Origin of the sequence: Aquimarina aggregata, from assembly GCF_001632745.1 — a bacterium.
Classification (GTDB): domain Bacteria; phylum Bacteroidota; class Bacteroidia; order Flavobacteriales; family Flavobacteriaceae; genus Aquimarina; species Aquimarina aggregata.
In genome coordinates this window covers 316,915-331,940 of the sequence record NZ_LQRT01000024.1, presented here as the reverse complement: position 1 = coordinate 331,940, position 15,026 = coordinate 316,915, and the positions used below count along the sequence as shown (strand labels likewise).

General features: G+C 32.3%; 14 protein-coding genes. All 14 read left to right on the top strand.

What is annotated here, in order from left to right; translation table 11 throughout:
* Window positions 1–50 precede the first annotated feature (50 nt).
* The 14 genes from AWE51_RS16655 (at window position 51) to AWE51_RS16585 (ending at window position 15,014) form a co-directional block, all read left to right on the top strand.
* Window positions 51–869: a Cof-type HAD-IIB family hydrolase gene (locus tag AWE51_RS16655; protein WP_066315592.1), complete on the top strand. Its 819-nt coding sequence runs from the start codon at window positions 51–53 to the stop codon at window positions 867–869.
* 374 nt (window positions 870–1,243) lie between these two features.
* Window positions 1,244–2,593, top strand: coding sequence for an ATP-binding protein (locus tag AWE51_RS16645; RefSeq protein ID WP_066315589.1), 1,350 nt, complete (start codon window positions 1,244–1,246; stop codon window positions 2,591–2,593).
* A gap of 286 nt (window positions 2,594–2,879) precedes the next feature.
* Window positions 2,880–3,446, top strand: coding sequence for a DUF4255 domain-containing protein (locus AWE51_RS16640; protein WP_066315587.1), 567 nt, complete (start codon window positions 2,880–2,882; stop codon window positions 3,444–3,446).
* 15 nt (window positions 3,447–3,461) lie between these two features.
* Entirely contained in the window at window positions 3,462–4,496 is a 1,035-nt protein-coding gene (locus AWE51_RS16635) for a hypothetical protein (RefSeq protein ID WP_066315586.1), read from the top strand.
* A gap of 22 nt (window positions 4,497–4,518) precedes the next feature.
* A complete protein-coding gene (locus tag AWE51_RS16630) occupies window positions 4,519–6,135 on the top strand; it encodes a phage tail sheath family protein (RefSeq protein WP_066315585.1) in 1,617 nt (538 codons plus the stop codon).
* 113 nt (window positions 6,136–6,248) lie between these two features.
* The gene (locus AWE51_RS16625) at window positions 6,249–6,701 is read left to right on the top strand and encodes a phage tail protein (protein ID WP_066315584.1); all 453 of its coding nucleotides are present in this window, start codon (window positions 6,249–6,251) and stop codon (window positions 6,699–6,701) included.
* 5 nt (window positions 6,702–6,706) lie between these two features.
* Window positions 6,707–7,174 (top strand): phage tail protein, encoded by a 468-nt coding sequence (locus AWE51_RS16620; protein ID WP_066315582.1) that lies wholly within the window; start codon window positions 6,707–6,709, stop codon window positions 7,172–7,174.
* Window positions 7,171–7,353 carry a DUF5908 family protein gene (locus AWE51_RS16615; RefSeq protein WP_066315580.1) on the top strand — a complete coding sequence of 61 codons (183 nt, stop codon included), beginning with the start codon at window positions 7,171–7,173 and terminating at the stop codon, window positions 7,351–7,353. The genes AWE51_RS16620 and AWE51_RS16615 overlap by 4 nt, the downstream gene beginning before the upstream one ends.
* 7 nt (window positions 7,354–7,360) lie before the next feature.
* Window positions 7,361–8,014 (top strand): CIS tube protein, encoded by a 654-nt coding sequence (locus AWE51_RS16610; protein ID WP_066315576.1) that lies wholly within the window; start codon window positions 7,361–7,363, stop codon window positions 8,012–8,014.
* Window positions 8,015–8,020: 6 nt separating this feature from the next.
* On the top strand, window positions 8,021–9,817 hold the full coding sequence (vgrG, locus tag AWE51_RS16605) for a type VI secretion system tip protein VgrG (protein ID WP_066315573.1): 1,797 nt from the start codon (window positions 8,021–8,023) through the stop codon (window positions 9,815–9,817).
* 10 nt (window positions 9,818–9,827) lie between these two features.
* Window positions 9,828–10,127: a PAAR domain-containing protein gene (locus tag AWE51_RS16600; protein ID WP_066315571.1), complete on the top strand. Its 300-nt coding sequence runs from the start codon at window positions 9,828–9,830 to the stop codon at window positions 10,125–10,127.
* A 4-nt stretch (window positions 10,128–10,131) separates the two neighbouring features.
* Entirely contained in the window at window positions 10,132–10,545 is a 414-nt protein-coding gene (locus AWE51_RS16595) for a GPW/gp25 family protein (protein WP_066315568.1), read from the top strand.
* Window positions 10,546–10,571: 26 nt separating this feature from the next.
* Window positions 10,572–14,123, top strand: a complete 3,552-nt coding sequence (locus tag AWE51_RS16590) for a hypothetical protein (RefSeq protein WP_066315567.1) — start codon at window positions 10,572–10,574, stop codon at window positions 14,121–14,123.
* A 9-nt stretch (window positions 14,124–14,132) separates the two neighbouring features.
* A complete protein-coding gene (locus AWE51_RS16585; RefSeq protein WP_066315562.1) occupies window positions 14,133–15,014 on the top strand; it encodes a hypothetical protein in 882 nt (293 codons plus the stop codon).
* Window positions 15,015–15,026 lie beyond the last annotated feature (12 nt).

Below are 15,026 nucleotides of genomic sequence, written 5' to 3'. Positions count from 1 at the left end.
CTGTATTTCTATTTACTCTATACCTTTACAACCTAAAGTCGCAATTCACTATGGATTTATCACAAATTAAACTAGTAGCAACAGATATGGATGGCACACTTCTTAACTCTAACGGTGATGTAAGTCCTCTTTTCTTTGAGCTCTTTGAAGAATTACAACATCTTGGAGTAACCTTTATTGCTGCTAGTGGGAGACAATACTATAGTATTATTCATAAACTAGATGCTATTAAAAACGATATTATTGTTATTGCAGAAAATGGTGCATTAACTATGCAACGTGATAAAGAGCTACAATGTACAGAGATTAATCGTGAAACATATCTAGAGTTACTTGATCTCACAAAAGATCTAGAAGGATCACAAGTGATTCTATGCGGAAGAAAAAAAGCATATATAGAACCCCATGGGTATGTTTTCGAAAATATGCTTAGCGAATTTTATGGTCGATATGAAGTTGTAGACAATTTATCCAAGGTAGTTGATGATCAATACTTGAAAATTGCCATTTGCAATCAAAATGGCTCTGAGAAATATTTGTACCCTGCCTTAAAACATCTCGAAAATCGCCTAAAGGTAAAAGTATCTGGCGAGGTCTGGTTGGATATATCTCATCATAATGCTCATAAGGGATATGCATTACAAAAAGTTCAAGAAAACCTAAATATTAAACCCGAAAACACCATGGTTTTTGGAGATTATAATAACGATCTCGAAATGATGTCACAGGCAACCTATAGTTTTGCGATGCAAAATGCGCATCCTAATGTAAAAGCCATTGCGAATTATAGTACCAAAAGTAATAATGAAAATGGGGTCGAATATATGTTGCAAAAAATGATTAAAGCCAAAAAAGCTACCAATCTTTAATTATAACTAAAAACAAACTGTTTCTTAATTATTATTCCTAACTTTATAATGATTACCCCATAATAGTGCAGAGTCTTCTGTATGATATCATAGTTTTTTACACCTAAAAATGTCTTGTCAAATGTACAAAGAGTGTCTTTTATTGACTCATCACAATTAGTAACCAATAAAGCATTTTTTAAAAATTGTACCTCATTATAATGATAGTACATACGCCTTTGCAGGCTACAATTTTTGATATACAGGATGAAATAGCATGAAATAGTATTCTTTCGTCAAAATACAGAGATTTACATATTGTCATTAAAAATGATCTATAATGAGTTTTATAATTTCAAAATTCATCAAAAAAATAGACAACTTAAAACCTTACTATGACGCTCAAGTGTTTCAATGCAAAAACCATTGCCAAAGAACTAGATTGGTTCCAGGAGTTGATACTCCTAAGGGGTAAGATTACATTTGAGCAGTCATCAGAAGAAGAAGAAATTCTAAGAATCAAGCCACCATTATTAGAAAACACTGAATCGCCATATGCCAATTTGATCAAAAAGCATACTATGGGATCAGAGGAACGACTGGTATTGATTCTAGCACTAATCCCCCATATAAAACCTGCGTTACTAGATTTACTACATACAAAAAACAGGCTCTATGACATCCCTTTTACAGAATTTGGAGGGATAAAACTTGATAAACATAAAGCCTATTTGCCAACAATAGAAACAGCAATATTTATACTTGCAGGCGATGATTTAGAAAAAAGATTTGAGTTATTATCCTTATTTAATAAAGACCATTTTTTTCAACGAGAAGGTATTTTATCATTAGACAATTCATCTGCAAAAGAGCCTCTGTTATATTCATTGTTGTCTGTATCTCAAGAATACTTGTCTTTATTTATTACAGGTGAAACCTTTAGACCTGACTTTAGTGATCATTTTCCCGCAAAACGCATATACACCTCTCAAGAATGGGGTGATCTAATCGTTACGGATCATATAAAACAAGGACTTGATGAGATTAAAGACTATTTAAAATATGGGGAAAAATTAAAAAACGAATATCAGTTTGGAAAAAAAATTAAACCGGGGTTTAAAGTATTATTTACCGGTCCTCCTGGAACAGGAAAAACATTAACGGCAAGTTTATTAGGTAAATCTTGCCAAATGGATGTATATCGTGTAGACCTATCGATGGTGGTCTCAAAATACATAGGTGAAACCGAAAAAAATCTTTCACGTGTATTTGATATTGCCGAAACAAAAGATTGGATTCTCTTTTTTGATGAAGCAGATGCTTTATTTGGTAAAAGAAGTATTACTTCTGATGCACATGATCGCTACGCAAACCAAGGTGTTTCATTTCTATTACAAAGAATGGAAGCTTTTGATGGTTTGGTAATATTATGTTCAAATTTTAAAAAAAATATAGACGAAGCTTTTTTTAGAAGATTTCAGTTAGTTCTTGATTTTGAACTCCCAGATGCACACCACAGGTATATTTTATGGAATACATCAAAAACCAATGAATTTCATTACGACACCGAAATAGATATAGAATTTCTAGCAGAACAACATGAACTAAGTGCTGCATCCATAGTTAATATTCTTCATTATAGCATCCTAAAATCTTTAAGGAGAAATGATAAAATCATCAAAATAAAAGATATCAATGCTGGATTAAGAATAGAAAAAATAAAGGAAGGAAAAAGTATCGTTTAATAGAGCATTACCGGTTCGCATATAAATTTAAATAGCGAATTACTAATACCTATTAAAACTAGCTACAAGCAAGATTTGTCTTTGTTAAGAATCAATTAAGAAACTAAAAAAAATTACAAAACATAAAGTAATCACACAAAACACACAATCATGTATTATATTAACATTAACATAAGAAGTTATAACTTTTTGTTAAAAATAGCTATATTTAATAGAGGAAAATGGGATAGCAACATAGCAAGGCAAAGTTTAATAGGGATCAACTGATTAATTTTTATGCACTACTATGATCCATACTGCACTCACATATATCCAGGAAATACTAAATGAAAATTTTAAAAACGAGTTTTCTATTTCTGAAAATAAAGTTGTCCTTTCTAATATTATTAATAATGATGGGGGCATTGCCCAAAACATTGATAGCAAAATTGTTTTTTTTCTAGTAAACCTTGATGAAGAATCCTCTTTAAAAAATAACCTAAATCGTTCAATGCACTCTGGCAGCGATTCTTTTGGTCATAAACACCCTGCTTTACATTTAAATATGCGCTTGCTTTTTTGTGCCAATTTCACTGAAAAAAATTATGTCGAAGGTCTAAGATACCTGTCTTCTATTCTTCAGTTTTTTCAAGCTCACAAAAAAATAACACCCAACTCTTCAAACACTTCCGCATCGCATATTGATAGATTAAATTTTGAATTGTGCAAATTAGATTATGGTGAATTAAGTCATCTCTGGTCAGCAATAGGAGGTAAACTAATGCCTTCGGCCTTATATAAGGTTGGAATGTTAATGTTTAATGATGCTCCGATACAGAAAGTAATTCCGTCGATTAAAAATACAGAAAATTAAATATAATCATTGAGTATGAGGCAACAGTATAGTCATATATTAACCCTATTATTTAGGCACCAGTACTTTAGAGATAATTTGTTTAAATCAATTCAAATTTCCTATTCTGAAAGTACTGCTAAGCTAATTCAGGATCTAAATATTATCCTAAAACCCTTTGTAGGGGGAATTCACGTACTTGTCTCTAATCCTGATCTATTAAACAGATCAAATGACGCAGATCCAATACGCTTATACATTAATTGTGAAGATCCATTTTATATCAACTACACAGAATTATCAACCTATAACCCCACAGATACTGTGTTATGGTTTAACAACTTAGATTTAACAGTCAATTCTGATCCAGAAAATAAAGACCTTAAATTACATAAAGAAGGTTTTGTTAGTGAAAACGAAATTATAAAACTATCAAGCAACACCATAAGTATAGATAAGTTTCAAACAGATAAAGAGTATAATTTTACAGATGTATTTAAAAACGAAATTTCTACCGAATTTCTGAGTCAGTCCAAAAGTTTTTCTAATCATTTCGTACCCTCTAATTTACCTGAAGGTATCATATATCTGTTTCAAGAAAAACAAGAAATAGAGAAGATCTATTACTATCCAAAAACTATCGAAAAAAACCCTTTGGGCATAGTTGATCTATACACAACAACACTTTTAAAACAATACAAAGAGCAAGGAAAATTAAACTACACAATAGCCTTTAATAGTAAAGAGACGATTTGGAAATATTTTTTCGTAAATCCTATATATCAAAAATTTGACAAACTCAGTATTATAGATAAAGCTAAAGAACAACTATTTAGTTCGCCTCAAAAACAATACGTACACGGAAACACAGAAGCATTAGTATTTGAATCCAATAATAAGCTTCCGCTTTCTGAATTTTCAAAGAACAATTTTCAATTAGTGGATAATTATGACAAAGAACTCAGATCAGGAAAGGTAATCATTAAGAATTTAGCAAAACCGTCTCCTGAGCAATTGTATAGTGATGAAACAAAACCGAATGAACTCGTTTATTCACATATTTATATATAAAAACAATTAATACAGAACGATTATGGCACAAAAATTAATGACACCGGGCGTTTATATCGAAGAGATAAATGCATTTCCAGGTTCTGTCGTAGAAGTAGCGACAGCCATTCCTGCATTTATTGGCTACACCGAAATAGCTTCTAGAAATGGTAAATCTCTTATAAATCAACCCGTAAGAATTACTTCGTTTAAAGAATTTTACGAACTTTTTGGTGGTGGATTTAATCCTAAATTCACGCTTAATAAAGTAGGAGGAAATCAAGCAGCAGCACCAAAAAAACCTGAAAAAGGTAAAGGTGCAGATGATAAAGCTGCCAAGGACCCAAAAGCCGCAGATAGTAAAGCTGCAACTACAGATCATAAACATCTGGTGACTATCAATGGCGAAGAAAGAGCTATCGAATATAAAGACAACAACCTTTTGTTTATGTATAATAGTATTAAGCTCTTTTATGCAAATGGTGGAGGAACCTGTTATATCGTATCTGTAGGTACTTTTTCTGGAAAAGATGCTATGGAAATCAAGAAAGATGATATTCTAGGAGAAGCTACAGAAGGAGGCTTAATGACATTGCTTAAACAACAAGAACCAACTATGATTGTTATTCCTGATGCAGTAGCTCTGGGGGATGATTGTTATGAAGTTTATAAACAAGTACTTGCACATTGCGCTAAAATGCAAAGCAGAGTAGCTATTTTAGATATCTATGATGGAGATGGGGATCGTATCGTAGGAGACGCATCTGTTGATGTTGTTACCAAATTTAGAGAAAAGATCGGAACAGAAAATCTAAATTATGCATCTGCATATTACCCTTGGTTAAATACCAACATTGTTGAAAGTGGTGAAATTACATTTAAAAATCTTGATGAAAGTGTAGTTCTTAATGATTTGCTTCCTGAAGAAAAAGCCAAAGCATTATTAGCCGCAAATGCTAGTGCTGCCAAAGAAACCTCAGAAGCATTAATAAAAAATAATGAGCGAAATCTACATTTAGGTTTAATGGCTACCAGTCCAACGTACACAAATCTTTTAGATGAAATAAGAGAAGTAATGAATCTTTTACCACCTTCTGCAGCAATGGCTGGTATTTACACAACAGTAGACAATAATAGAGGTGTTTGGAAATCTCCCGCAAATATTAGCTTTAATAGTGTCATCAAACCCTCTGCAAATATTACGCACGATCAGCAAGAAAACTTAAATGTCGATGCTATTTCAGGTAAATCAATAAATGCCATTAGAACCTTTCCAGGAGTAGGAACGCTTGTTTGGGGTGGAAGAACACTTGATGGTAATAGTCTTGATTGGAGATATATAAATGTAAGACGAACTATGATCATGCTAGAACAGTCTATAAAATTGGCACTTAGAGCATATGTTTTTGAACCTAATGACGCTAATACATGGGTAACCGTTAAAAGCATGATTATTAATTTCTTAACCGAAAAATGGAAACAAGGTGCTTTGGCAGGAGCTTCACCAGATGACGCATTTGATGTACAAATAGGACTCGGAAGTACAATGACGAGTTTAGATATTTTAGAAGGAAAAATGCTAGTAACTATCAAACTTGCAATCGTAAGACCTGCAGAATTTATAGTAGTAACATTTCAACAACAAATGCAAAAATCATAACAATGTTCTTTTCATTTTTTTCATCTCAACTAGGATGTAGCAATCTTAGAAGAAATGACTAAAAATGAAATACATATCAATTAAAAAAATAAAAACCTTTAAAACAAAATATTATGGCAGGAGAAGCACAAGATAAGAACTGGCCGTTACCAAAATTTTATTTTATGGTAGACTGGGGAAGTACAACTAATATTCCTTTTCAAGAAGTAAGTGGTTTAGATATCGAAACACAAGGAATAACATATAGACACGGTAATAGTCCTGTATTTTCAGAAATTAATATGCCTGGAATTGTTAAAAACAGTAATGTAACCATGAAAAAAGCAGTCTTTGCTAAGGATAATGGCTTCTGGGATTGGTATAGCAAAATAAAAATGAATACTATCGAGCGACAAAATGTTGTAGTCAAACTTTTGGATGAAGGCGGAAATCCTACCATGACCTGGACCCTTAGTAACGCATGGCCTACAAAGATTAAATCAACAGATCTTAAATCTAATGGTAATGAGGTTGCAATCGAGAGTATAGAAATAATGCATGAAGGATTAACTATCGCTAATGGATAAAGAATATGATAAACAATAGTTTTTTCAAACCTGGCTATACGCCTCCATCTGCATTTTATTTTAATGTGAAATTTACTGGTTTTGGATCAGATAAAATGGAAAGTAGTTTTCAAGAGGTATCAGGTTTGAAAGTAACTCTTGGAACAGAGCCAAAAAAAGAAGGTGGAGATAATCGATATATGCTTCACCTTCCAACACCTCCAAAATTTGAAAACCTCGTATTAAAGCGTTGCCTATTATATAACTCAAAGTTAGAAAAATGGTGTAGAGACGCTCTCGAGGATTTTAAATTTGATCCGAAAGATATTCAAGTTGCTCTTTTAGGTGCTAATGGAGGGACTTTAGCCTCTTGGACAGTAGTTAAAGCGTATCCTATTGCTTGGGAGTTATCAACACTTAATAGTACAAGCAACCAATTAGCAATAGAAACATTAACATTAAAATACAGACTTTTTAAAAAAGATAAAAAATGACATTAATAATTAAAGAGCTTGTTATTCGTGGAGTTGTATCCTCAGATGATTCAGAATCAAATGAATTCTCTTTTAATAAGGAACACATATCGCCCTATCTAGAACAGATGAAAAAAGAGATAGAACGTGAATGTTGTGAAAAAATATTACAAAAATTAGAAACCACTACAATTAGGTAAATTATTTATGGGGCAGTTAACAAAAATGAAAATTGTTGCTTATAAAAACCCTGATTTTTCAAGTAAAGTAGGAGAATATGATGTGCTTGTAAACCCAGAAAACTATAAGAAAACCAAAGAGCAACAATACATATCAACAGATACTATAGGAGAAAGTGCTAAAACCGAGAAATATAAAGGAAGTGGACCTGGCACATTCAAAATGGTTTTGTTTTTTGACGGAACGGGCATCGTTTCGAAAAAAAAAGTAGATGATCAGATTAAATTGGTAAGAGATTTAGTCTACAAATACAATGGTGATATTCATGAACCCAATTATCTTAGAGTATACTGGGGTACTCAATCATTGTTTCAAGGTAGATTAAAATTATGGAGTGTTAATTATACTATGCTTGATCTTGATGGTACTCCTTTAAGAGCCGAAGTAACAGCAACATTAACCTCATCAATAAGTGCTAAGAACAAAGCCCTTGAAGAAAAGAAAAATTCTGCAGATCTAACACATGTAAGAACGGTATTAGACGGTGATAATCTTCCGTTAATGTGCCATAGAATCTATGGTGATAGTAGCTACTATATTAAGGTAGCAGAACATAACGGACTCACTAATTTTAGAAATATAAAACCTGGTAAGTTAATTGCTTTCCCTCCTGTTATTTAATAAACTATGGCAAAAGTATTACAACAATCAGATGGTGTATTAAGCTTTGATATTAGTATCAATGGCTCTAAAATTAAAGATGTCGTAGAAGTAAGTGAAATATCCATTCACACAGAAGTTAATAGAATATCTTCAGCGATTATAAGTATAGAAGATGGCGGGGCAATAGGCGCTGTAAACAATCCCTTTACCAATAGTGAAGGAAATGATTTTATCCCCGGAAACGAGATAAAAATATCGTTAGGATATGACAACAAAAGAGAACTTGCATTTCAAGGAATTATCATATCGCATAGATTAATAGTTAAGCGCGGTAAATCTCAACTGATGATTACCTGCAAAGACAAAGCCGTCAATATGACCAAAGGTCGGTTTAATAGCATTTTTCAAGACAAAAAAGATTCAGACGCTATAAAAAGCATTGTAGATAAGTATGGTCTAAAATTAACTATGGATGCTACTACCCAGGTAATGCCAATATTAATGCAATATAATTGTAGTGATTGGGATTTTACAGTGATTAGAGCAGAGATGAATGATATGACTGTATTAACTAAGAATAACAACCTAATTATTAAAAAGAATAATTTTGGTGATACACCACAATACGAGATAAATTCATCTCAATATGTTGTAGACATTGATCTTAATCTTGACAGCGAAAAAATATCTGATTCTTATCAAGTAACTGCTTGGGATGATAAAACGCAAAAAGAGAATGCGGTTTCTATTACTATTAATGATAACCTTTCTCAAGGAAACTTATCTGCAAAAAAAATATCTGGAGCGGTTGATAATGGTACATTTAATCAGTATTCATCAGCTTCACTTTCAAAAAATGAATTAAAATCCTGGGGATCCTCTCTTGCAAATAAAGCTATATTAAGCAAAGTACAAGGTAAAATTGTAGTTCCAGGAACTACATCATTAACCGCAGGGGATATCATTACTATTTCTGGTTTTAGTGCACGTTTTAATGGCAAAGCGTACCTCTCTCAAGTGATTCATGAAATAAAAGATGGGAGTTGGCTTACGACTTTACATGTTGGAAGAGCCCCAAAGTGGCATTCTTATTTACCTGACATTAGAGATACAATGGCATCAGGCTTAATACCTGCTACAAGCGGACCCCAGATCGGTAAGGTAAAAAAAATAGATGAAGATCCAGAAGGTAAATATCGCGTATTGGTTTACTTACCTACTTTTTCAGGAACAGGTCAGACTACTGGTATTTGGGCAAGGCTATCATTTCCGTATGCAACTGCCGATGCTGGTTTTTTTTTCTTTCCAGAAATTGACGATGAAGTAGTAGTAACTTTCATTAATAATGACCCTAGGTTCCCAGTCATTACAGGAGCCTTATATAATACCAAAAATAAACCTAAAGAAGTTGCCGATAGTACGAATCAATATAAATCGATTTATTCAAAATCAGGAATCAATATACGTTTTGACGACAAAGACAAAATCATAACCATAGAAACTCCAGGCGGCAATTCATTTACTATGGATGATAAGAACAAGAGTATTACCGCAAAGGATATTTCTGGAAATTCTTTACTCTTGGATCAATCAGGAATTGCAATTGATAGTTCAAAGGATCTAAAACTATCTGCAAAAGGAAACATAGACATTTCGGCTTCTGCAGGAATAAATATAGAGGCAAATTCTGATGTAGCTATAGATGGCACGAATATTCAGTTAAGTGCTAAAGCAAGTTTAACGGCAAAAGGAAATGCCTCTGCAGAAATTTCGGCCGCCGGTCAAACCACTGTAAAAGGTGCAATGGTAATGATTAATTAATACTAAATATATGGGATTAGCAGCTAGATTAAGTGATATGCATACATGTCCAATGCAAACACCGGGATTACCACCAATTCCTCACGTTGGAGGACCAATAATTGGACCAGGAGTTCCCACTGTATTGATCGAAAAATTGCCCGCCGCTGTAATGGGTGATAGTCTTGTATGCGTGGGGCCTCCAGATTCAATAGTAAAAGGATCTGCAACAGTTTTAATAGGTGGCAAACCAGCAGCAAGAATGGGAGATACTACCGCACACGGCGGTAGCATTGTCTTAGGATGTCCAACGGTAATGATAGGAGGTTAAAACTATGAAACTCAAAAACGATTCATTTTTAGGTAAAGGTTGGGGGTTTCCTCCTGTTTTTAACCAAGAAAGCGGACAAGTAGAAATGGTAGAAGACGATGAAGATATTAAACAAAGTCTTGGAATCATTATAGGAACCATTCCGGGAGAGCGAGCAATGTTTCCTGATTTTGGATGTGATATTAAAAGTTTCGTGTTTGAATCAAATGATCCAACACATAGAACCATGTTAAAAGATACTATTTATGATGCATTACTTTTAAATGAACCAAGAATAAAACTGGATAAAATTGAGATCGAAGATGATACTCAAACCTATGGTTTGATATATGTTCATCTATTTTATACTGTAATAATTACAAATACAAGAAACAATATAGTATTTCCTTTTTATACCAAAGAGGGTACGAATCTTTAATACTATCAAATTTTTATTTGATTTACATGAATAAAGGCACAAGTCAAAAGTATAGAAATAATACATCACTAAATCCAAATTATATTTCAATTGATGAGAGATCTATGTTGGATTTAGTCCAATTTACTATTGATTATTCTGAAAATATAAATTACTACAACTTAGATAATAAGATAGCAGGGGATTGGAAACCATTTTTTTTAAATGACCCAGCTTTTATTATAGCAATGATTGCTGCAACAAATATAAATACCTTTAAAATAAACAATGAATCAATATCTAATGAGTCACATACAACTAGCATAGAAGAAATAAAAAAACAGCTTATTCGTATGATTAATCTCATTTCATACTGGTCTACCTTATTAAAAAAATCTGATCATAAAGACCCCTTGTTAAAAGAACTTATAATGTTGTCTAGATCTATACCAGATAAAAATCTTTTAACAGAAAAGAAAAATAAAGAACTAGTACATGAAATCTATAAGAAAGTTTATGGAAACATTGTTTTTATAAAAGAAAAGGCTAATAATAGATTTACAGAAGAACTTATCAATTCGAATCATCATCCACACCTAGGATTACTGCTTTCATTTTTCAAATTATTTCAGAACGTACAAAAAGATATCAATTTAACCACAAAAAAACATCTTGACTATTATTATCTTAAAATCTTAGAGCAAAAAAGAAAAAAATTAAAACCTCACTCAGCTATAATTGCATTAGAGCTTGACGAAGTGACTGAAGGTGTCATTATTAATAAGGGTAGAAAAATTGATTTTATTTTTGAAGATAATCAACAATCAACTTTTGAGACTATTGCCACCACCCAAATTACTAAAGCAAAGATTGCCGATGTTAGAACACTTTACAAAAGTGACTATTCTCCTTATAGTAATACGTTTGACGGGGATGATTTTACAATTAACATACTTTACGATAGTCATATTTTTGGCAATGATTTAAACTATATCAACCTAATTGACAAAGAGAATCCAAACAATCTTGATTTTCCATCGGCTCTTGGTGAGGAGCAAATGCATGATATAGATTCAGAAAGAACAATTAACCTAAGTGATATAGGAGTTGTAATAAGTTCTCCCTCGTTAATTCTTGAAAAAGGAAAACAAAAAATTACGCTTACCTTAAATATGACTTCGGCTTCTTATGAAGATGAGCAAACAAAAGCAACTTTTAATGCCTTGGTTGCTCAAGAAATTAAACAAAAAAACCGTGAACTTTCGTCTTTAGATATTGAAGAAATAAAAAAACGTAGTATTACTCGTTTCTTTAGAGAAGCATTTAAACTCTATATAACAGATAAAAACGGTTGGAAGTGTATTGATCATATCAAAACCATATTTCAAGTTTCTAAAGCGTCACTTACGTTTATTGTAGAATTACATGAGAATTCTGAAACACTTATTCCTTTTAACCCGAAAATACATGATGGAGGCTTTGAATCAAATTGGCCTTGCATAAAACTACTTCTAAACAATGACGCAGTATATCATCCATACAAGTTTTTAGAAAAATTTATTATTGAAAATATTACTATACAAACCTCTGTTTCGGGAGTCTCAAATGTAGCTTTATCAAATTCTACCGGAGAATTAGACAGTTCGATCCCCTTTAATCCGTTTGGATCTACACCGTATGTTGGTAGTTATTTACGAATTGAAAATCCAATCATTTTACAAAAAAGTCTTTCAAAACTACAATTTGATTTAGATTGGGGCGGTCTTCCGCAAGAAAGAAATGGTTTTGAAGAATACTACAAGGCATATCCAAATAACATAAACACTACTGCTTTTAAAGCAATAATAAGTCAAACCAGAAGTGCTATACAAAGTCTAGGGAAACAAAATCAACAATCTTTTGAGCTTTTTGATGCTGATCCTAGAACAGATAGCTTAGTAAGTACTAAAAAAGTTAGTCTCAACCTTGATAATATCATTTTTAGAAATCAAATCACTTCATCCAAAGAAAATACTAACGGTACTTCTTCTCCTTTATATATTGTTTTGTCCAGCCCTGATATAGCATTTGGTCATCAAATATTTTCTGACCTCTATGCTAAGGCAGCTTTAAAAAGTAGCAGATTTAGAAAAAAAAGTATCTCACTACCAAAACAACCATATACTCCTGTTCTTGAACAACTCACAATTTCATATTCTAATTACACGAAAGAGATAATGTTAAGAAAAAAAGAAGAGAGTGAGAGTGATATAAAACTAATACATTTATACCCTTTTGGACACATACAGACATTTCCTGGTCCAATAAGATCACCTTCTTATTTTTTACCACGCATAGAACATAAAGGAAATTTATGCATTGGTTTAACAAATGTAAAATCAGGAGAAATTATTAGCATAGGCTTTGATTTAATACCTGCAGTATACATGCATACGATCATAAAAAAACCTTCTATTCATTGGGAATATCTTTCTAACAATGAATGGTTGTCTTTTTCTCAATTTTTATTAGAAGATGGAACAGATGGTCTTATACGATCAGGAGTAGTTAAAATAGAAATTCCAAAAATTATCCCGTTAGATAATACTCGGCTGGCAAAAGAAAAGTTTTGGATAAGAGCTGTGTCGATAGGCAAAGAAGATCTTAATTCTAAAATCAAAAATATAGTTACTAATGCAGTTATGGTAACTTCTGAACATCTACTTTCAGAAACAACAACTTACACAAATAACATTCAAAATGCTAAAGTTCAAAAAATTAGTTTTGACGAACACCCCAACATAGTCAATATTCTTGGTCCATTTGATTTAAAAATGAATGAATTAAACGAAAGTGAAGGTGCTTTTTATTCTCGAGTAAATGAACAACTAAGGCATAAAAATAGAGCAACATCTCAATGGGATTATGAACGTTTAGTGCTAGAAAAATTTCCGCAAATTGAAAAAATAAGAGTGTATGGGCGAAACAGTCATCCTGATGAATTGGTAAAAGGAAGTGCTATACAAATTGTAGTAATCCCCAAATGCAATCTTACTAATGAGATCAATAAAAGAAGAAATGAAGTTGCTTTTGATATACTTGAAGAAATAAAAGAATATATAAAGCAATTTGTATCTCCTTTTGCTAAAATTGAAGTCTCTAATCCAGTATATGAACAATTAAAAGTACGATGCAGTGTGAAGTTTACCGATTATGAAAAAAGAGGATATTTACGAAATAAACTTAATAATGAACTCATCCTCTTTTTATCTCCGGATATAGAAAGTTCGTTTGTTGAAAAAGGTTTTGATGAATCCATCTCAAAAACCGAAATCTTAAATTTTATCGAAAGTAGACCATACGTAGCGTTTGTTACAGAATTTTCTGTATTACAGCTCATCGAAGTTCAAGGAAAATATAAAATAATAGATACCGCTAAAATTCGAAAAATAGAATCATTAAGAACAATTACACCATATGCAATGCTCACTTCTGTTAAAAATCACCATATCAATATCATCAAAAATAATGTGGCGTCTTCACCCAAAATATCCAGAATAGGAGATTTATCATTAGCATCAGATTTTGTGATTAGTGATATCGAAGAGAATTATAATTAATACTTAAAAATGAAAAATCGAGGAAACATTACAGATAGGAAAATACTCAAAAACTTATTCAGTAAGGGTAGACTTCCAACAGATGATCATTTTAAAAAACTAATAGATTCTACATTTAATAAGGTTGATGATAAAATTGACATAGATGAAGAGGATGGTTTAATGATATACCCTGCCAATAAAGGAGAATTATTAAGTTTTTTTGAAGATATTGATGATGAAAGTGCAAAATGGGTCATGTTGGCTTCAAAAAATAAGGGGCTCATTATACAAGAAGTAAAAGAATCCGGAAAACAAGAAAGCAAAACATCTTCAGAAAAGGAAAATGCCGCAGCACTTTTTCTTAGGCAAGGAGGAAATATAGGAATAGGGACCAATACTCCCTCACAAAAATTAGAGGTTAAAGGTATTGTTTCTTCTCAGGGACGAATAGGTAATTATCATGATGGTAAACTAGCTGCAGATGGCAATTGGTATAATGTTTTCGAAAAGAACCTAAGCGGTTGTAATGCCTATGAAATAACTGCATATGTGCAAGGTAAAAAGGGGGATGGCAAATATTCATTACTACATGCCACCGCGGTTTGCACTCATGGAAATTCAAAACCCAAAATAACTAAAACCTGCGCTCATTATGGCAAATGGTGGAATAAAATTGATATTCGTTGGGAGTCAAGACCAACACGAGTAAAATTAGGCAATCCACAAGAAAAACCAGATCCAAAAAGTGATACATGGTGGAGTAAAATTAAGGCACTATGGGAAGTAAAAGATATTAATGCGTATAATCTGCAAATACGCACAAAAGGTGATTATGGAAATGGCATAACCATACTCTATAAGGTCTCGATACTATGGGATTCAAATTTTTTAGCACCAACAACAGAATAATAGAATATTAAA

Excerpts from the sequence above, each read along its gene's own strand:
- AWE51_RS16655 (WP_066315592.1), top strand. The coding sequence starts at position 51 with ATGGATTTATCACAAATTAAACTAGTAGCAACAGATATGGATGGCACA.
- AWE51_RS16645 (WP_066315589.1), top strand. The coding sequence starts at position 1,244 with ATGACGCTCAAGTGTTTCAATGCAAAAACCATTGCCAAAGAACTAGAT.
- AWE51_RS16640 (WP_066315587.1), top strand. The coding sequence starts at position 2,880 with ATGATCCATACTGCACTCACATATATCCAGGAAATACTAAATGAAAAT.
- AWE51_RS16635 (WP_066315586.1), top strand. The coding sequence starts at position 3,462 with ATGAGGCAACAGTATAGTCATATATTAACCCTATTATTTAGGCACCAG.
- AWE51_RS16630 (WP_066315585.1), top strand. The coding sequence starts at position 4,519 with ATGGCACAAAAATTAATGACACCGGGCGTTTATATCGAAGAGATAAAT.
- AWE51_RS16625 (WP_066315584.1), top strand. The coding sequence starts at position 6,249 with ATGGCAGGAGAAGCACAAGATAAGAACTGGCCGTTACCAAAATTTTAT.
- AWE51_RS16620 (WP_066315582.1), top strand. The coding sequence starts at position 6,707 with ATGATAAACAATAGTTTTTTCAAACCTGGCTATACGCCTCCATCTGCA.
- AWE51_RS16615 (WP_066315580.1), top strand. The coding sequence starts at position 7,171 with ATGACATTAATAATTAAAGAGCTTGTTATTCGTGGAGTTGTATCCTCA.
- AWE51_RS16610 (WP_066315576.1), top strand. The coding sequence starts at position 7,361 with ATGGGGCAGTTAACAAAAATGAAAATTGTTGCTTATAAAAACCCTGAT.
- vgrG (WP_066315573.1), top strand. The coding sequence starts at position 8,021 with ATGGCAAAAGTATTACAACAATCAGATGGTGTATTAAGCTTTGATATT.
- AWE51_RS16600 (WP_066315571.1), top strand. The coding sequence starts at position 9,828 with ATGGGATTAGCAGCTAGATTAAGTGATATGCATACATGTCCAATGCAA.
- AWE51_RS16595 (WP_066315568.1), top strand. The coding sequence starts at position 10,132 with ATGAAACTCAAAAACGATTCATTTTTAGGTAAAGGTTGGGGGTTTCCT.
- AWE51_RS16590 (WP_066315567.1), top strand. The coding sequence starts at position 10,572 with ATGAATAAAGGCACAAGTCAAAAGTATAGAAATAATACATCACTAAAT.
- AWE51_RS16585 (WP_066315562.1), top strand. The coding sequence starts at position 14,133 with ATGAAAAATCGAGGAAACATTACAGATAGGAAAATACTCAAAAACTTA.